This is a genomic window from Niastella yeongjuensis (genome assembly GCF_900110245.1).
Taxonomy (GTDB): Bacteria; Bacteroidota; Bacteroidia; order Chitinophagales; family Chitinophagaceae; genus Niastella; species Niastella yeongjuensis.
In genome coordinates, this window is record NZ_FOCZ01000001.1 from 18,445 (window position 1) to 37,389 (window position 18,945).

Sequence of the window (18,945 nt, forward strand, 5' to 3'; positions counted from 1 at the left end):
TTGCTAACTTCTTATTTCTTAATAAAGAATTTCACTACAAACAGGGCCAGCATGCTCAGCACCATCAACAACACATAATTGCCCACCAAACCACTTTGCAACAGGCGAACCTGGCGGCTGGTGTAAGTCACCATACGGCCAACGCCATTTACAATGCCATCCACCACTTTTTTCTCAAAGAAGCTGTTCATGAACCGGGCCAGCCATTGCAATGGTTTTACAACTGCATAATTGTATAATTCGTCGATGTACCATTTGTCGGCCAGTACTTTTCCAAAACCTGCAGGCTCATTGAGTTCAGGCTTTTTGCTGTATCTAACCCATGCAAAGATGATCATCGCCAATGCCAGCGCTACAGAAATAACCATCAGGTTGATCTCAGTATGATGCTCAGGCAGCGCGGCCATTTTGATCTCATTCGATTTCGCAAAGATCGGTTCCAGGAAATGTTCCAGTTTGTGTGCATCCGGCACCAACGATTCAGGAATACCGATCAACCCACCTACTGCAGCCAGAATTGCCAGCACGATCAAAGGAATGGTCATGGCAGCAGGACTTTCATGCAGGTGATGTTTTTGCTCTTCTGTTCCACGGAATGTACCCCGGAACGTAGTAGCATATAAACGGAACATATAAAAAGCAGTCATAGCTGCGCCGGCAACACCCAGGTAATAATACAGGGGATCTTTGGCGTATGCGAATGCTAATATTTCATCTTTCGAGAAGAAACCACTGAACGGAGGAATACCGGCAATGGCAATACAACCGATCAGGAAGGTGATGTGTGTGATAGGCAGTTTCTTTGCCAAACCACCCATTTTACGAATGTCCTGCTCATGGTGCATGGCATGAATTACAGAACCCGCACCCAGGAACAACAGGGCTTTAAAGAAGGCGTGCGTCATTACATGGAACACCGCGCCGGTATAAGCGCCCACACCCAAACCCAGGAACATATAACCTAACTGGCTCACCGTACTATAAGCCAGTACTTTTTTAATATCGTTTTGTTTGATGGCGATGGTAGCCGCAAACAAGGCTGTTGCCAAACCAATAGCAGCCACCACACTTTGGGTTTCTGGCGCCATGGTATATAAAATGTTGCTGCGCGCAATCATATAAATACCGGCTGTTACCATCGTAGCGGCGTGGATCAACGCCGAAACCGGGGTTGGACCCGCCATCGCATCAGGCAGCCAGGTATATAAAGGGATCTGTGCACTTTTACCGGTAGCCCCTACAAACAGCAGCATGGTAATACCGATAACATCAGTTCTTGTTAATTTTTGATACAGATCAAACACTCCACCACCGTCGTGTGTAGTATATGTCACAGTGCCCAGTTTAGCAATCAGCCAGAAGATGGCGATCAAAAAACCAAGGTCACCGATCCGGTTCATGATAAAGGCCTTTTTGGCCGCATTACCATATTCAATGTTCTTGAACCAGTAACCAATGAGCAGATAAGAACACAAACCAACACCTTCCCAGCCAATGAACATGATCACATAGTTGGCGCCCAGAACGAGCAGCAACATGGAGAACACGAACAGGTTCAGGTAAGAGAAGAACCGGCCGAAGTGCTCATTGTTCTCTTCATGCATATAGGATGACGAATACAAATGTATCAGGAATCCTATACCGGTAATGATCAGCAAAAAGAGCGACGAGAGCTGGTCTATTTGAAATGCGAAGGGAATTGATAAAGTACCGTAGCTGATAAAATCAAACAGGTTGGCTACATAGGTGTTCCCGTTTTTTACCTCGGTAAAAAGCAGCACACTCACAATAAACGAGGCCAATACCATACCGCTTCCAATAATAGTGGTTAACGGTTTGGAGAGTTGTTTTCTGAGTAAACCCGTGATCAGAAAACCTACCAGTGGAAAAAAGGGAACCAACCAAACTAAGTGTAACACGTTGTTCATACAGTTTAAGCTGAACGCTACACGCGGCGTTGCGCGTTAAGCGTTTTAGTGTTTTAACCTGTTTAAAAAATTAACATCTACCGAGTGTGTATTGCGATACATCATCACAATAATGGCCAGGCCCACGCTTACTTCCGCTGCCGCCACTACCATAATAAAGAATACGAATAACTGACCGTCGATACCGGCTGTAGCGTTTTTGGCCACCCCTACCGCATAATGCATTTTTGAAAATGCAACCAGCAACAGGTTCACAGCATTCAGCATCAGCTCAATGCACATGAAAATGATGATGGCATTCCGGCGGGCAAGTACCCCTACAATGCCGATACAAAAAAGGGCAATAGCCAGGTAGATATATCTTTCAATTAACATAAATCTCTTTTATTAAATTACTTCTTACCAATAACTACAGCTCCCACCATTGCACTTAAAAACAGGACGCTGCTGATCTCAAAAGGTACAACATAATCAGTGAACAGGGCCTGACCCAGGTTCTTGATCAAACCAATGTCACCGGTTCCCAGCATAGCTACCTGACCTTTTACTTCAGCCTGTTTTAAGGCTGCAACCATTACCAGCAGCAAACATCCGCCTGCTACCACACCGGCCAGCTTTAGCCATTTGTTCTTTTGTGGTTCGGTTTCTGCATTCAGGTTCATTAACATGATCACGAACAGGAACAGTACCATGATGGCACCTGCATACACGATCAGGTTTACGATACCCAGAAACTGGGCATTCATTAAAATATAATGGCCTGAAATGGCAAAGAAGGTAATGATGAGCCACAATACGCTGTGTACCGGGTTACGACTGATCACCACCATAATGGCGCTACCTAGAGCCAGCGCACTTAAAGCATAAAATAATATTTGTGATATATCCATTGCAGCTTTGTTCTGTTGTTTGGGCTGTTCTTAGTTTGCTTTCCGGTTACCTATCGCTTTCTGGTATTCACCGGGATTTTCTTTTGGACTGGGGATCAAAAGATCCTGCTTGCCATATATAAACCCTTTACGCTGATAATTCGAAGGCGCAAAGGTTTCACTTAAATACACAGCGTCTTTCGGACAGGCTTCTTCACACAAACCACAGAAAATACACCGCAGCATGTTGATCTCGTATTTGGCAGCATATTTCTCTTCCCGATACAGGTTCTCTTCTCCTGGTAAACGTTCTGCAGCTTCCATGGTAATGGCTTCAGCCGGACAGGCCAATGCACACAAACCACAGGCGGTGCAACGCTCGCGACCTTCTTCATCGCGGTTCAGGATGTGCAACCCACGAAATACCGGGCTAAACGGACGTTTCTCCTCAGGATAACTGATGGTTGCTTTCTTTTTAAAGAAGTGGCCCAAAGTGATCATCATGCCCTTGGCAATGTTCACTACGTAGAGTTTCTCTACCAGCGACAGCGGCTTCCGGTCAACTGCTTTGGCTCTGTTTGTTAATGCTTGCATTATTAACTAGTTAAATCAAAATCTCAAATTTCAAATCACAAAATTCCTGACATTCATCTCCCCCTCCACTGGAGGGGGTCGGGGGAGGCCTTAGAGTTTTATACACGAAGTCAACATCACAAATCTCATTTAGCCGCAAAAGTATTTTTCTCCCTTCAATACTCCAATTAAATCCGGCCCTTAAAACTTATAGCCGTTGCTTTTCCACAATACAAAAGCAGCGGTAACCACCATGTTGAAAAGACTCAAAGGAATCAAACCCTTCCAGCCCAAATTCATCAACTGGTCGTAACGGAAGCGCGGGATGGTCCAGCGCACCCACATAAACAGGAATATGAAGAAACATACTTTTATCAATAACACGGCTCCCTGTAAAGCTACGAGCCAATTGCCCCAGTCAGCGTGGGCGGCATCGTTAAAGAAAGGAACATCATACCCGCCAAAGAACAGGGTTGCCATTACCACACTGCTGATAAACATATTGATGTATTCAGCAAACAGGTAAAAACCCAGTTTCATGGAAGAGTACTCCTGGTGGTATCCAAAGTTCAATTCGTTCTCCGCTTCAGGTAAGTCGAATGGGGTACGGTTACATTCTGCAAACGCACATACCAGGAATATAAAGAAGCCCAGCGGTTGGTAAATGATATTCCACCAGCCATCCATCTGTTGGGCAACGATCTCACTCATTTTTAAAGAACCGGTCAACATCAGCAGGGCAATCAGCGACAGGCCCATGGGCAATTCATAACTGATCACCTGTGAGGCGCCGCGTAATGCAGCCATCAGCGAGAACTTGTTGTTGGAAGCCCAGCCTCCGATCATGATACCATATACACCCATGCTCACTACACCAAACACGTACAGGATGCCAATATTGATATCTGCGATCTGCAGGGTTACAGGTCGGCCAAATACATTCAGTGTGCCACCCCAGGGAATAACAGCCGATGTCATCATGGCGGCCATCATTGCCAGACAGGGACCTAAAATGAACAGCAAACGGTTTGACGTGTTAGGAATGATCTCCTCTTTCATGAACAGCTTTAACCCGTCGGCCAGTGGTTGTAAAATACCAAACGGTCCGGCACGGTTAGGGCCTTTTCGGTCCTGGATAAAAGCAGCTACTTTACGTTCGGCATATGTTTCATACATGGCTATTACCAATGAAATGGAAACAATGGCTATGATGAGTACCAGCTTCTCAATCACTAAAAACAAGTCAATAGCTAATAAAGCAGAATGCATTTTATTATTTTATGTAGTCAACTTTGTGTTCTAATCCTTCTTCTTAAAGTCGTTCGAATGCGCCGGGCCCGGTATCTTCGACAGATCGATATTCGGCTTGTTCACTTCACTCACATCATGAATATCCATCAGCAAACGCGGGTTACGGCCACCCATTACTTCGGGTAAGGCTTCATGTGGTTTCACAGTATCAACGTAGTGGTTGGCACTGATCACCGAATGACGGCTTACTTTGGTTGGGCCATCGATCACCCAGTCGCTTGTTTTCTTTTTCTCGAAACGGCAGTCGTTACAGATCCAGTCGTGCAGTTCGCCCCACTCGTCTTTACGGCCGGTAACACGGAATACTTCATCACCCCGGTACCACAATGTTACTTTACCAGAACACTTGGGGCAATCCCGGTGTGCATCTTCCGGTTTCAGGAACCATACGCGGTTTTTGAAGCGGAAGGTTTTATCGGTTAAAGCGCCTACCGGACAAACGTCAATTACATTTCCGATAAAGTCGTTATCGAGCGCTTTCTCGATATAAGTAGCAATTTCAGCGTGGTCGCCACGGTCTAATACACCATGCACGCGTTTATTGGTAAGCTGGTCGGCAGTAAATACACAACGGTAACACAGGATGCAGCGCGTCATGTGCAGTTGAATATAGGGCCCCAGGTTATGTTTCTCGAATGTACGGCGTGGGAATTCGTAACGGGTTCCTTCAGCACCATGCTCATAGCTCAGGTCCTGCAGGTGGCACTCACCGGCCTGGTCGCAAACAGGACAATCAAGCGGGTGGTTAATAAGTAACATTTCCACTACCCCTTTTCTGGCATCCTGTACACGTTCACTGGTAATGTTCTTTACGATCATGCCATCCATTACATTGGTACGGCAACTGGCTACCAGTTTTGGCATCGGGCGCGGATCAGCTGTTGAGCCTGCTGCTACTTCCACCAAACAGGTACGGCATTTACCGCCACTACCTTTCAGTTTACTATAGTAACACATGGCAGGCGGCGCTACTTCACCACCAATCATGCGGGCTGCATTCAGGATACTGGTACCTGGTTCCACCTCAACGGTGATGTTATCGATGGTAACCTTAAATAACTTTTTTTCTTCAGCCATATATTAACCCCCAAGGAGGATTTAATTTTTTTAGATTTATTACGCTTTAGGAGCACTCGCCACTGGCAACGGATCGGCATAATGCGCCAAACCATAATTCCTGTTCTGTGCCGCGTTCGGGTATTGCACGTGCCACTCAAACTCATCTCTGAAGTGACGAATAGCAGCAGCTACCGGCCAGGCGGCGGCATCCCCTAAAGGACAAATAGTATTACCTTCTATTTTGCGTTGAATATCCCACAACAGATCGATGTCGCTCTTCTTGCCTTTTCCGTACTCGATGTTCTTCAGGATCTTTTCCATCCATCCGGTTCCTTCACGGCAGGGGGAGCATTGACCGCAGCTTTCATGGCGGTAAAAACGCGCCAGGGTCAACGTATTACGAACCACGCACTGGTCTTCATCCAGCACAATGAAACCACCGGAACCCATCATGGTACCAGTGGCAAAACCACCGTCTGATAAACTTTCATAGTTCATCATGCGGTTTTCGCCTTTGGCCGTTTTCAGCAACAGGTTGGCAGGCAGAATGGGCACTGATGAACCACCGGGGATACAGGCCTTCAGACGTTTGCCATGGGCTATACCACCACAATATTCATCGCTGTATATAAACTCTTCCACCGAAATGGTCATGTCTATTTCATACACACCCGGTTTGTTGATGTTACCGCAGGCGGAGATCAACTTGGTACCGGTTGATTTACCAACACCGATCTTGGCGTATTCTTCACCGGTGATGTTGATGATGGGAACTACTGCGGCAATTGTTTCCACGTTGTTCACCACCGTAGGGCAGTCCCACAAACCTTTTACAGCCGGGAACGGTGGTTTGATCCGGGGGTTACCTCTTTTACCTTCCAGTGATTCCAGCAAAGCTGTTTCTTCACCGCAGATATAGGCGCCGGCCCCGCGTTGCACATAAATGTCCAGGTCGAAGCCAGTGCCCAGGATGTTCTTACCCAGGAAGCCATTGTTTTTGGCTTCAGCAATGGCCTGTTCCAGTATATCAACGATCCACGCGTATTCACCGCGGATATATATAAATGTTTTGTTTGAACCTAACGCATAGGAGGAAACGATCAATCCTTCTATCAGCAAATGCGGAATAAATTCCATCAGGTAACGATCCTTGAAAGTACCAGGCTCAGACTCATCCGCATTGCAAACGAGGTAACGGGGAACGCCTTCAGGTTTGGCCAGAAAGCTCCATTTCATACCAGCAGGGAAACCAGCGCCGCCGCGGCCCCGTAAACCACTTTTCTTTACTTCTTCGGTTACCTGGTCGGGACTCATGGTCTTGAACGCTTTTTCTACACTGCGATATCCGCCTTCACGACGGTAAACATCGTAATTACGGATACCCGGAACATGCGCTTTTTCTAATAATAATTTTCTTCCCATTCTATATGACTTTCAGCAATTATGCTGTCAGGTTTTTTAATTATTCGTCACAGCGTTTCTTTCGCACTCATTTATGATCGCATCGATCTTCTCTTTGGTCAGGTGCTCGCGGTAATGTTTGCCCAATTGCATCATGGGTGCGTACCCACAGGCGCCCAGGCACTCAACTGTTTTCAATGTGAACAACCCATCAGCGGTTGTTTCGCCAACCTTAATACCCAGTTTGTCTTTTATATATTCAATGATCTCGTCGCTGCCATTTATCATACAGGGACCGGTTTGGCAAACTTCAAACACATATTTACCTACCGGTTTCAGGTTGTACATAGAATAAAACGTAGCTACTTCATACACCTCAATCGGTTCTAATTTGAGTAAGGAAGCCACATAATCCATGGTTTCTGAACTCAACCAGCCACCAAATTCTTCCTGTGCAACATGCAATACGGGTATCAGGGCACTTTTTTGCTTTCCGGCAGGATAGCGTGCGATGATCTCGTTTACTTTTTTTAATTTCTCGTCAGAAAATTGAGCCATTTATTTAAAATTATCTCTTGTTAAAATGGATAGAATCCAATTCTGCACAACTCCCTAAGTAAAATCTGAAAAAACCTGATCTGATTATAATTGTCCATCGTGTTCCCATCAGAGGCTTTCACATTTATCTCCTTTCCATCGATGAGTTTCAGGGTTACATCGCCAAATGAAAACCGCTCTCCTCTTGCTATTACGTTCTTATTAAGATCGTACAGAACAATACCCCTTATCAAAACGCCCTGTTTTGCGGGAGCCGTTGCATATCCCACCACGTTACTATTTACAACCAGCCGGCCATCCTCTGTAAAATAGTCGAATCTGGCAGCTGCCATTTTATAGTTAAACTCGTTCTGTTTGTGGTACTTCTCAGTAAGGTTTTCGGTATGGTTACCGACAAACCGTTCAAATGCCGTATCACAAATCTTTCCTTCGGGTGTAATCAGGTTATTCGCTAATAAAAAGCTGGCAATGTTCTTGCGATAATTCAGCCCTTTAATGATCTCTCCGGTATTTATTTCAACCACCTTTGCCGCTTTCCTGAATTCAAACTGCATCCAGTCAGAATCAAACTCCTTCTTAAAGTTGATGTGCAATACCGTGTCATTTGCAGTGCTTATCACCCAGAATTTAGGCCGTACGCTTGCATTGCCACCATATTTGATTACATCTGCAATTGCATTGTTGTTATACGTAATGGCGCCGCTTTTATCAGAGCTTAACTGAGTATACCCATGTTGAACGATCAACAAAAAACAAAGAACTTTTACAAAGATCCTTTTCATAGAATTGAATAGCTTTAAAATTGTAGTAAACAGGCAAATGATCGTCGATTACTTTTCCTTTACGTTGCCTGATTTTACTACTAAGCATCCATTTCCCCTGCAATCAGGTTCAGGCTACTCATTACAATGATCGCATCACTGAGCATAGAACCTTTTGTCAGTTCTTCATATGCCTGGTAATATATAAAACACGGACGACGGAAGTGTAACCGGTAAGGGGTACGTCCACCATCGGTGATCAGGTAATAGCCTAATTCGCCGTTGCCGCCTTCAACCGATTGGTATACTTCACCGGCAGGCATATCAATTTCACCCATGATGATCTTGAAGTGCCAGATCAGCGCTTCCATCTTCGTATATACATCTTTCTTCTCGGGCAGATAGTATTCCGGTACATCGGCGTGGAAAATCTCGGCATCTTTTCCTTTGAACTGGCTCAGCTTGCGCATTGCTTGCTCAATGATGCGGAGGGATTGCCACATTTCGCCGTTACGCACCAGGTAACGGTCGTAACAGTCGCCGGTGTTGCCAACAGGTATTTCAAATTCAAAATCTTCGTAGCTGCTGTAGGGAGTATGCACCCGTACATCATAATCAACGCCTGCAGCGCGCAGGTTTGGCCCGGTGAAACCATAGTTCAGCGCTCTTTCGGCACTGATAGGTCCACAGCCAATGGTACGTTCCATGAAGATGCGGTTGCGGGTGAACAGGTTCTCGAACTCCTGTAATACTTTGGGGTATTCGGCCAGGAATTTTTCGATCTTCTCAAAAGCAGTATTGGAGAAGTTCCTTTCAAAACCGCCGATACGACCAATATTGGTAGTAAGGCGGGAACCACATATTTCCTCGTATATTTCGTAAATAAGTTCGCGGTATTGCATCACGTACAAAAAGCCAGTATATGCACCCGTATCAACACCTACAATTGAGTTGCAAATGAGGTGATCGGATATACGTGCCAGTTCCATGATGATGATGCGCAGGTAATCGACCCGTTTGGGAGTTTTAACACCCAGCAATTTCTCGCAGGTCAGGTGCCAGCCCATGTTGTTGATGGGAGCTGAACAATAGTTTAACCGGTCGGTAAGCGGGGTGATCTGATAAAGCGGTCTGCGCTCGGCAATCTTTTCAAACGCACGGTGAATATAACCTACGGTTTGTTCGGCTGAGATGATGCGTTCGCCATCCAGTTCAAGGATATTTTGGAATACACCATGGGTAGCCGGATGTGTAGGCCCCAGATTCAGGGTTGTGGTCTGCTTCTCGATGGAGCCTTCGGGTAATTTTATATGATGATCGCTCATAAATTAAATTCGATAATTAACGTCCAAACATATCGTCATCCTTATCAACACGGGTTTGCTCTTCTAACGGAAATTCCTTACGCATGGGGAAATAATCCATTTCATCCACATTCAGGATCCGTTTCAGGTTAGGATGGCCTATAAAGTTTACGCCGTAAAAATCATAGGTTTCCCTTTCCATCCAGTTAGCCGCAGAAAACAACGCAGTAGCGCTGAAAACATCAGGCGTTTGAATATCCGTAAACACTTTAAACCGAATGCGCACATTTTCAGTAAGGCTATGCAGGTGATATACTACCGCCAGCTCACGTCCTTTGTTATCGGGATAGTGAACAGCCTGCAAGTCGGTCATAAACCGGAAAGCCAGTGCATCCTCATCGAATAAGAACTGAAGCACTTTCAGATTGAGGTCTTTGGGCGCTTCGAAAGTGAGCATGCCATAGGGCTCCTGAAAGTTCTGAACCTGATCGCCAAACTTTTCAGTTAACCGCTGTTTGATATATTCGTTCGTTAAAGCCATGTCTGTTTATTGAATGCCGTAGCTCTCCATTAATTGTTTATACTTATCGCTATTACGTCTGCGTAAGCTTTCCTTGCCTATGAGGTCCTGCACTTTCAGGATACCATCGATAACTGCTTCCGGCCGGGGCGGGCAACCAGGTATGTATACATCCACAGGAATGATCTGGTCAATACCTTGCAAAACGCTGTAGGTATCGAAGATGCCGCCACTGCTGGCGCAGGCACCCATGGCCAGCACCCAACGGGGTTCTGCCATCTGCAAATATACCTGTTTTACAACGGGGGCCATTTTTTTAGCAATGGTACCCATCACCATCAACAGATCGCACTGACGGGGAGAAAACCCCACACGCTCTGAACCAAAGCGGGCCAGGTCATAGTGCGAACCCATAGTAGCCATAAATTCAATTCCACAACAGGAAGTAGCAAAAGGTAAAGGCCAGATAGAGTTCTTACGGGCCAGGCCAACCACCTGGTCGAGCTTGGTGCCATAGAAACCCTCGCCCATATACCCCTCAGGACCTTCCTTAACCAGTTTCACATCGGTTTGACCGTAAATATTATATTGAACAGGACGTGCCATAATTAAAATTTGAAAATTAGCTAATTAGCAAATGTGTAAGCGTTTTCTTTCTGTAATAACAACTAACGATTGTTTAGGTTGCCTTTTACCGGAATGAAAAAACTCCTCAGTTGCTAATTTTCACATTCACATGGGTTTAATCTTCCCACTTTAACGCTCCTTTCTTGATAATGTATATAAAGCCACACAGAAAAAATGCAATGAACATCAATACTGCGCCAAAGCCACTCCATCCCAAAGCTTTAAAATTTACTGCGTAGGGATAGAAAAAGATCACTTCCACATCGAACAGCACAAATAAGATCGCCACCAGGAAGTATTTAATGGCCATGGGCTGACGGGCATCACCATGACTTTTAATACCACTGGCAAAAGTTTCCAGCTTATCGGAGGTATTACGTTTGGGCCCCAGCCAGTGGGTCACCCCCATCATACCAGCAACAAAGATGATTGCGAAAATTAATTGAATAGCAATAGGAAGATACCAGAAGGAACTGTCGGGATCGTGGGTAACGGCGGTATTGGAGACTTGTAACAGGTACATATTCATAACCCGTTTTGGTTTAGGCGCAAAAATAAGACAGGGTTTTATATTTTCAACTTTATCATGGATTAAAATAAAAATCCCCTGCCAAATTTTATTGACAGGGGACTGAATATGATGCGTTTACTTGTTTGTTTACGGTTTGTTAACCGTTATTTTTTGGCCGCTGCGCCAGATTTGCTGGTTGTAGTGCCGGTACCTGACTTTTTGGGTGCAGGGGCAGCTGCAGGTTTTGTACTGGCTTTTTGCAAAATAGGCTTCACCTGGTTTGCAAATGCATTGGTTGGCTCAATCGCCAGAATGCGGTCAATATAGCTTAAAGCCGTTTTGGGGTCTTTTTTAACGTCATTATAATATGAAGTCAAAGCAGCCAAAGCGCCTATTGCCTGTGTTTTATATTTGGTAGAATCAAGCTTCATAGCCATTTCCGCCAGCTTTTCCTGTGCAGGTGCAAATTTATCGTTCTGCATGGTAGTGTCCTCGGCCTGGATAGCTCTGGCGCACCACAGATAACCATAGATCTGGTCGGGATATTTGCCCTGATAAACATTACAGAAAAGGCTGTCGGCAGTAGTATAATTACCAGCCTGATAGTGGGCCATACCCCAGTTGTAAAGGTCGGTTTGGGTTGGATTGGCTTTCAGGTTGTAAGCCACACCCAGCCAGTTGGCTTCCTGTTTACGGTCGCCTAGTTTTTTAGCAAGTGCAGCCGCTTTATTGATGTATTTTACTTTATTGTCTACAACTGTGTCTTTATCAACCGCTTTTTGCAGGTTTACAAAAGCCTGGGGTTCCTGGCCGGCAGTTTGCAGGTTCAGGTTTGCCAGCTCTTCGTAGTCGGCAGACACCACATCATCCGGGTTTTGTTTAGCGAAGTAATCAGCCATGTATTGATTCGCGCAGGAAAGGTCCTTCAGCGTATCGCAAGCGTAAGCCACTTGTTTATACATACGGGGAGCCACCTTATCGCCATACTGGGTGATCAGGCTTTTTGATTTATCTCTTGCTTCAGCAAATTTACCAGATGCAAACAGGAAGTCGGTTTTAGTATACTCCAGTTCAGGTCCCTGATCAGTATTGGAAGCAAAGCTTTCCAGGTAAGGAGCTGCTTTATTTACATCTTTAAAGTACCAGTAGTAGAATAATTCATAATAAGTAGGCGCATAAGCTGCATCGAGCTTTAAAGCGTCATCAAAGTTCTGCAGGAAAAGTTCGGTATTCTTTTGGGTCAGGTAAATTTTACCGATCTTATGTTTGGCTGCAGCCATTTTAGGATCGAGACCGAGTGCTTTGTTGTAAGACTGAATGGCATTTCCACCATCAATCAATTTACGATAAGCGTCACCCATAATGATATAGGTCTCGGCACTGGTAAAGCCTTTTACCTGAGTAGCCTGGTTCAGCTTCTCAACGGCATAGGTAGCATCACCCGCTTTGGCATCAACGTTTGCACGGCCAATGGCGTTAAAAACCTCTACATCTTTTCCTTTAGTTAAAGAGATGGCAGTTTCAAAACGCTGGCGGGCGTCGTTGGCTTTGCCTTCACGCAATTCCATTTCACCCATACCTACCAGAATAAGGGGAGCATTACCATTTGTTTGCAGCGCTTTTTGATACAGATTCTTAGCTGCTACTGAGTCTTTTTGCTCAAGCATGGTTTGTCCCAACCAGTATGTTGCGTCGATATTATTCGGATTCGCAGCCAGTACTTTTTCAAAATTTTCTCTGGCGCTTTTGTACCGTTCGTAATATAAGAACTTCCGCCCCTGTTCCACACTCTGGGCAAATAGCACGTTGCTACCCAGTACAACCATGGTTACAAAACTGATGAATCGCTTGCTCATTGTAAGTCGCTATTTTTTTAGTGTTTTGAAATTTGAATAAATCACAACTAATGTATTAGGAATCCGTGAATTAGTTTTAATTACTGATTTGCACATTTCTTGACTCCAGATGCATTCTCGCAGGCAATAAATATGCCCGATTAAATATTTTCTGTCCTTTTTCGTAGATAAGAAAGTTTGCAAATCCGTTGCCAACCCCATCAAAATTTTCCTTTAAAATATAATACAGGGGTCTGATCATCGGGTAAATGTCATATGCTATATTATATTGAACCGGAGTAACATAGGTACCATCCCGCGCCTCGATTTTAGCAATTTTCACCTTTTTCAGAAAACTCCGCTGGGTGGTATCATCTTTATTTCCAATCCAGCTTACGCCCAGTAAACCGATAGCGTCCTGATTTTTAGAAATATAGTCGATTACTCCCTGGGTGTTTGGCGCCGCCACGATATTGTCTGTCAGCGGTTGTCCCTTGAGCAGGGAATCTACCACATACCGAACGGTGCTGGTAGCGGTTTTCCCATCCAGCAACATTTTGTATTTAAAATTGCTGGTGTGTTTTGCAATCGACCGGATGTCCTGCATGGTGAACATGGTATCCTTAACCTCGTTGTTTACGATCACCGCAATGCCGTCAAAAGCAAGCGGACCGAAAGCGGGTTTGAATTGTAACTTATTGGTAAGTGTAGTTTCTTCAGCTTCACTTAGCGGCCTTGTTACAATAACCATACGAATGCTGTCAACATTCAGATCACGCAGGCATTCCGCCTCCGGTTTGTATTGTACCACAATGTGTGCTTCGGGATGTTGCGATTCAAATACTTCGATCTGAGAGTCGATCACCGGTTTAAAACTTTCATCCACACTAATGTGGATAGTACCACTGGTTGTAGTTTCCTGGGCTTTGTTGGGGCCTGTACCAGAATTACATGCGGTTAATAACAAGTTAATTCCAACGAACCCTACCAATCCCTGGAATACCTTTCTAGCTTGCCCTATCCTTTTCATCTTTGTACCTTCTTAGTTTATCAAAGCCTGGAGAAACGGCATTAAACCCATGTTGTTTAATGAAAATTTAATACAGTTCCTACCAGTAAAGTTTGCCAATTTCCATTTAACTACCGCTGTCGTTGATAACCAGCGTTAGTTAAAAATTTTACCGGTAATAGTTTCTTCTTACGCCCCGGTAAATCCTGAACCCGCCATACAATAAACATATGCCGCCGAAAACGTAGTTGAATGGTGCAGAGAAAACAGCGTCCAGTCCTACTTTGCTTGCAAAGACCATCAACAAACCCATACCCGTGTAAATGATCCCCATACCAAGATCCATTATGGATCGTCTGTTTACATAAGCTCTTTGCTTTTTTTCATCAATATCCTCTGCCATTTGTACATATTTAGGGTCCGGGCAAGATAAGAAATAATCATGTTACGAAAATCCCGGTATTCATGACTTTATTCAAAAAATTAAAATCTTCCGCAGGTTTTTGCTCTATTGATAACTATTTGAGTTTTAAGGACGAATACGCAAAACAAAAACCTGTGCAGTTGATAATGAGATGCAAAATGGAGTGGTTTCCATAAATACAGGGGGGAAGTATCCCCTATTCGACAAAAATTCGCAATATTACTATATTTGAATAGCTTTAGATTGCATAAAAGTGGTCAAAAACATAGAGTTATAGGTATGAATGAAGTACTTCACCTTATGATAAAACATGAATATGCTGCTTCTTTGATCCAACATCTCAAGAAGGAAAATGCGGTTGAGATAATTGATGAGGATAAGCCTGAAATTCCTGAATGGCAGAAAGAAGCCGTTCGTAAAACATTGGAGCAAGTGCAGCAGGACCCATCTTTACTGCAACCGTGGTTATCCTGAGAGTTTTTAATACCTATCAAAAACCAGTTGTTTAAGAAATTAATCTCCTCGTCTTCTCTTTCCTTAGGCTTCTGACAGTCAAAGCTCTCTCCCCAAACCAGAAACTATCAGTTATCTTTGCCGGCTATGAAAATTTTAATGGTTTGCCTTGGTAATATTTGCAGAAGCCCGCTGGCTGAAGGCATTCTGCAACACAAAGTGCAACAGGAAGGATTGTCATGGACCATCGACAGTGCCGGCACCAACGGCTATCATGTTGGCGAGGAACCACATCACCTTTCGCAAAAAGTAGCCTTATTACATGGTATCGACATCAGCCATCAACGCGCACGCCGGTTCACCGCCGCCGACTTTATACAGTTCGACAAAATATACGCCATGGCCGAAGATGTACTGGCAGCAATGCAGCGCATTGCCCGGAAGGATTTTGATGCTGCCAAAGTAGAACTGTTGATGAACGAACTGTACCCCGGCAAAAACATGGACGTGCCCGATCCCTGGTATGGTACCGAACCCGGCTATCACGAAGTGTACACCATGATCGATAAAGCAAGCGACAAAATCATTGAGAAATATCGCGTATCCAACATTTAAAAATTACGAGACCAAAAATTCAGCAACTATAAAATGTCTAACAAACCATCAATACCTCAGGGAACAAGAGATTTCGGACCAGAAGTAGTTCGCAAACGACAATATATTTTCAATACCATCCGCAGCGTGTTTGAACTATACGGCTTTCAACCGCTGGAAACACCGGCTATGGAAAACCTGGAAACCCTGATGGGCAAGTACGGTGAAGAAGGCGATAAACTGATCTTTAAAATATTAAATAACGGGCTGAACGATCCCAAAAATCAGGAAAAGTCCCGCGCTGGTTTTGAAAAAGTGATGGAAGGAAAAAATTCAAAAGACCTGACCGAACGGGCGCTCAAATACGACCTCACGATCCCGTTTGCCCGCTATGTGGCCATGAACCATGGTCAGCTCACCTTCCCGTTCAAACGCTACCAGATCCAACCCGTTTGGCGGGCCGACAGACCCCAACGCGGCCGTTATCGTGAGTTTTATCAATGCGATGCCGATGTGGTGGGCAGCAAGTCTTTACTGAACGAAGTGGAACTGGTAAACATTTATAATGAGGTATTCACCCAATTGGGATTATCCGGTTACGAACTGCGTATCAATAGCCGCAAAATCCTGGCGGCCCTGGCTGAGTTCTGTGGGGGTGCCGAAAAAATGATCGATATTACTATCGCCATCGATAAACTCGACAAAATTGGTTTGGATAAAGTAAAAGAAGAGTTGACGCAGCGGGGACTGAACGACGAGCAGATCAGCACCATCGAAAAATACCTGCTTATCAATGGTTCCAATGAAGAAAAACTGAATCAGATTGAGCAATTACTGGGGCACCTGGAAATAGGGAAACTGGGAATCGAAGAGCTTAAATATGTAGTGGGCAACTCACAACTCACCACTGATCATGCCGATTCCCGGCAGCCCGACAAAGTCGGGAACTCACCACTCATCCTCGATTTCACCCTTGCCCGTGGCCTGAATTACTATACCGGCATCATTTTCGAAGCCAAAGGCCCGGCCACCGTTAAAATGGGCAGTATTGGTGGCGGTGGTCGTTACGATGACCTTACCGGTCTGTTTGGCGTTCCCAATATACCCGGGGTGGGTATCAGCTTTGGGGTAGACCGCATTTGCGACGTACTGGAGGAATTGAACCTGTTCCCCGAAGACGTTTACACCGGCACCCAGGTGCTGTTCTTTAATATGGGGGCCCAGGAAAGCGCCAGGGCATTTAATGCAATGCAATTACTGCGAAAACAGGGCGTACGTTGCGAACTGTACCACGAATCGGCGAAAATGGACAAGCAGTTTAAGTATGCTGAAAAGAAAAATATCGGATTTATTGTAATTATTGGCAGTACGGAAATACAAAATAATACAGGTGTTGTTAAAAATTTAAAAACCGGCACCCAGCAGACCGTAGCGCTTGCAGACCTAAACAATAAATTGTTTATTTGATCTCGTATTTTAAACAAACCGATGATATGCAACGTCACCTACTATCACTTTTTTTGCTTGCAGTAGCCCTTACAAGCATCGTATCCTGTAGCAGCGATAAATCAGGTATAGCCATACCTAAAGACGCGACTTTTGCCTTACACGTAAACATTAAGTCGCTAACCTCAAAAGTAAGCTGGCAGGAAATTCAGCAAAACGAATGGTTTAAAGAAGCCTACGCGAATGAAACCGATTCATTTGCCAGAAAAACCCTCCAGGACCCCGCCAACTCTGGCATTGACGTACAAGGCGACCTGGGCGTATTTATAAAAAAACAGGGTCAGGGTGGCTATATGGCCGCTGAAGGTGGCATAAAAGACGCATCCGCTTTTGAAACCTTTGCAACCAGCGCCAACAAAGGCGGTAAAGTGGCAAAATCAGGTGAGGTAAGCGTATTGAACACCGGTCGTAACAGCCTTGTAGCCTGGACAAAGACCCGTTTTGTGTTCATTTCCGATGTTCCCATGCCATCGCTCAGCAATCGTTTCAACAGCTCTTCCGACATCAGCGAGCCTTTCTCTTTTTCAACAGACAGCCTGCAAAGATTTGCCGTAGAGTTGTTCGACCTGCCTTCCAAAAACAACCTGATGAGCGATGACCGCTTTGCTTCAATAATGAAAGAACCCGGCGATATTCATTACTGGGTAAATGCCGAACAATATTATAACAGCCTGGGTGGTATGTTGTCATTGCTTAAGTTGAATGTACTGTTCGAAGGCAATGTATATGGCGCCGCGCTGAATTTCGATAACGGTAAGATCACCCTTAAATCAAAAGCCTTTTTAAATAAGGAATTGAAAGGCCTGATGGAAAAATATGCAGGCAACAAGGTGAGCGCCGACATGATCAACCGCATTCCATCAAAGAACGTATCAGCCGTATTTGCTTTCAAATACCAGCCACAAGGCCTTTTAGAGCTGCTTAAACTTATGGGTGTTGATGGAATGGTAAACGGCTTCCTGGGCAGCGAAGGTTACAGCACCACCGAGTTTGCAAAAGCCACCAAAGGTGATGTACTGCTAGCTGTAAGCGATTTTGAGATCAAACACGAAACCACCATTCCCAACCCCGATGGCGGTGCGCCCCTGGTTATCAAAAACGATATGCCGCACGCAAACATCCTGTTTGCAACTTCTGTTAACGAAAAGCCTTCGTTCGACAAGCTGTTTGCCATTCTGCAAAAAAAGGCGCAGCAGATACCGGAGATCTCCAGCAATGTACATTTCCAGTTGAACAACGACTGGTTCGCAGCCAGCAATTCTCCCGAGCAGGTGAATGCTTTTTTAAGCGGCGGCAACAATAACTTTCCTTTTGCCAGCCGCATCAGTGGTAAAGCATTTGGCGGTTACATCGATATGCAGAAGATCATGACATCAGGCGCCTCTGCCGTTACCGACAGCAGTGCTAAAGCCGCACTGGATGTTTCGTTGGGCATGTGGCAGGATATGATCATGACAAGCGGTGGTCAAAAAGACGATGCTTTTGTTGGCGAAATGGAAATAAACCTGGTTGATAAAAACACCAACAGCCTGAAACAGCTTAACAAGTACCTGGATTCTATGGCTAAGATCTTACACCCCAAACGCCCTTATGATTCACAGGTAAGGTACACCGACCCGGCAGCAGCCAGCCTGGTCGCCCTGCAACCCGTGTTTCATCCCTAAACATTACTATCTTTAAATAATGAACAAGCCTGCTCATC

The 18,945-nt window shown here is 44.9% G+C and carries 20 protein-coding genes; 4 read left to right on the plus strand and 16 right to left on the minus strand.

What is annotated here, in order from left to right:
* Positions 1-11: 11 nt before the first annotated feature.
* The 16 genes from nuoL to BMX95_RS00170 all read right to left on the minus strand — a co-directional run bounded on the left by nuoL (position 12) and on the right by BMX95_RS00170 (position 14,669).
* The gene (gene nuoL, locus BMX95_RS00095) at positions 12-1,928 is read right to left on the minus strand and encodes an NADH-quinone oxidoreductase subunit L (protein ID WP_177193668.1); all 1,917 of its coding nucleotides are present in this window, start codon (positions 1,926-1,928) and stop codon (positions 12-14) included.
* A 45-nt stretch (positions 1,929-1,973) separates the two neighbouring features.
* Positions 1,974-2,303 (minus strand): NADH-quinone oxidoreductase subunit NuoK, encoded by a 330-nt coding sequence (gene nuoK / locus BMX95_RS00100; protein ID WP_081199799.1) that lies wholly within the window; start codon positions 2,301-2,303, stop codon positions 1,974-1,976.
* 17 nt (positions 2,304-2,320) lie between these two features.
* Positions 2,321-2,818 (minus strand): NADH-quinone oxidoreductase subunit J family protein, encoded by a 498-nt coding sequence (locus BMX95_RS00105; protein WP_081199797.1) that lies wholly within the window; start codon positions 2,816-2,818, stop codon positions 2,321-2,323.
* Between the two features lie 30 nt (positions 2,819-2,848).
* Positions 2,849-3,391, minus strand: coding sequence for an NADH-quinone oxidoreductase subunit NuoI (gene nuoI / locus BMX95_RS00110; RefSeq protein ID WP_081199795.1), 543 nt, complete (start codon positions 3,389-3,391; stop codon positions 2,849-2,851).
* A gap of 180 nt (positions 3,392-3,571) precedes the next feature.
* On the minus strand, positions 3,572-4,639 hold the full coding sequence (gene nuoH, locus BMX95_RS00115) for an NADH-quinone oxidoreductase subunit NuoH (protein ID WP_081199793.1): 1,068 nt from the start codon (positions 4,637-4,639) through the stop codon (positions 3,572-3,574).
* A gap of 30 nt (positions 4,640-4,669) precedes the next feature.
* On the minus strand, positions 4,670-5,758 hold the full coding sequence (locus BMX95_RS00120; RefSeq protein WP_081199791.1) for an NADH-quinone oxidoreductase subunit G: 1,089 nt from the start codon (positions 5,756-5,758) through the stop codon (positions 4,670-4,672).
* Between the two features lie 39 nt (positions 5,759-5,797).
* On the minus strand, positions 5,798-7,162 hold the full coding sequence (gene nuoF, locus BMX95_RS00125) for an NADH-quinone oxidoreductase subunit NuoF (RefSeq protein WP_081199788.1): 1,365 nt from the start codon (positions 7,160-7,162) through the stop codon (positions 5,798-5,800).
* A 36-nt stretch (positions 7,163-7,198) separates the two neighbouring features.
* On the minus strand, positions 7,199-7,699 hold the full coding sequence (locus BMX95_RS00130; protein ID WP_081199786.1) for an NADH-quinone oxidoreductase subunit NuoE family protein: 501 nt from the start codon (positions 7,697-7,699) through the stop codon (positions 7,199-7,201).
* A gap of 20 nt (positions 7,700-7,719) precedes the next feature.
* Complete coding sequence (locus BMX95_RS00135) at positions 7,720-8,481, minus strand: hypothetical protein (RefSeq protein WP_081199784.1); 762 nt, start codon at positions 8,479-8,481, stop codon at positions 7,720-7,722.
* 80 nt (positions 8,482-8,561) lie between these two features.
* Positions 8,562-9,785, minus strand: coding sequence for an NADH-quinone oxidoreductase subunit D (locus BMX95_RS00140; protein WP_081199782.1), 1,224 nt, complete (start codon positions 9,783-9,785; stop codon positions 8,562-8,564).
* A gap of 16 nt (positions 9,786-9,801) precedes the next feature.
* Positions 9,802-10,305, minus strand: coding sequence for an NADH-quinone oxidoreductase subunit C (locus BMX95_RS00145; RefSeq protein WP_081199780.1), 504 nt, complete (start codon positions 10,303-10,305; stop codon positions 9,802-9,804).
* A 6-nt stretch (positions 10,306-10,311) separates the two neighbouring features.
* Positions 10,312-10,890 (minus strand): NADH-quinone oxidoreductase subunit B, encoded by a 579-nt coding sequence (locus BMX95_RS00150; RefSeq protein WP_081199778.1) that lies wholly within the window; start codon positions 10,888-10,890, stop codon positions 10,312-10,314.
* A gap of 136 nt (positions 10,891-11,026) precedes the next feature.
* The gene (locus BMX95_RS00155) at positions 11,027-11,440 is read right to left on the minus strand and encodes an NADH-quinone oxidoreductase subunit A (RefSeq protein WP_242673109.1); all 414 of its coding nucleotides are present in this window, start codon (positions 11,438-11,440) and stop codon (positions 11,027-11,029) included.
* Positions 11,441-11,586: 146 nt separating this feature from the next.
* Entirely contained in the window at positions 11,587-13,278 is a 1,692-nt protein-coding gene (locus BMX95_RS00160) for a tetratricopeptide repeat protein (RefSeq protein ID WP_081199776.1), read from the minus strand.
* Positions 13,279-13,354: 76 nt separating this feature from the next.
* Positions 13,355-14,287: a PstS family phosphate ABC transporter substrate-binding protein gene (locus tag BMX95_RS00165; RefSeq protein ID WP_081199774.1), complete on the minus strand. Its 933-nt coding sequence runs from the start codon at positions 14,285-14,287 to the stop codon at positions 13,355-13,357.
* A gap of 148 nt (positions 14,288-14,435) precedes the next feature.
* Positions 14,436-14,669: a hypothetical protein gene (locus BMX95_RS00170; protein ID WP_081199772.1), complete on the minus strand. Its 234-nt coding sequence runs from the start codon at positions 14,667-14,669 to the stop codon at positions 14,436-14,438.
* Between the two features lie 300 nt (positions 14,670-14,969).
* On the opposite strand from BMX95_RS00170, the gene BMX95_RS00175 reads away from it, so the two are divergent.
* From BMX95_RS00175 to BMX95_RS00190, 4 genes are all read left to right on the plus strand, one after another.
* On the plus strand, positions 14,970-15,164 hold the full coding sequence (locus BMX95_RS00175; RefSeq protein ID WP_081199770.1) for a hypothetical protein: 195 nt from the start codon (positions 14,970-14,972) through the stop codon (positions 15,162-15,164).
* A 126-nt stretch (positions 15,165-15,290) separates the two neighbouring features.
* Positions 15,291-15,758, plus strand: a complete 468-nt coding sequence (locus BMX95_RS00180) for a low molecular weight protein-tyrosine-phosphatase (RefSeq protein ID WP_081199768.1) — start codon at positions 15,291-15,293, stop codon at positions 15,756-15,758.
* Positions 15,759-15,791: 33 nt separating this feature from the next.
* Positions 15,792-17,204: a histidine--tRNA ligase gene (hisS, locus tag BMX95_RS00185; RefSeq protein ID WP_081199766.1), complete on the plus strand. Its 1,413-nt coding sequence runs from the start codon at positions 15,792-15,794 to the stop codon at positions 17,202-17,204.
* Positions 17,205-17,230: 26 nt separating this feature from the next.
* The gene (locus BMX95_RS00190; RefSeq protein WP_133053898.1) at positions 17,231-18,907 is read left to right on the plus strand and encodes a DUF4836 family protein; all 1,677 of its coding nucleotides are present in this window, start codon (positions 17,231-17,233) and stop codon (positions 18,905-18,907) included.
* The last annotated feature ends 38 nt before the right edge of the window (positions 18,908-18,945 follow it).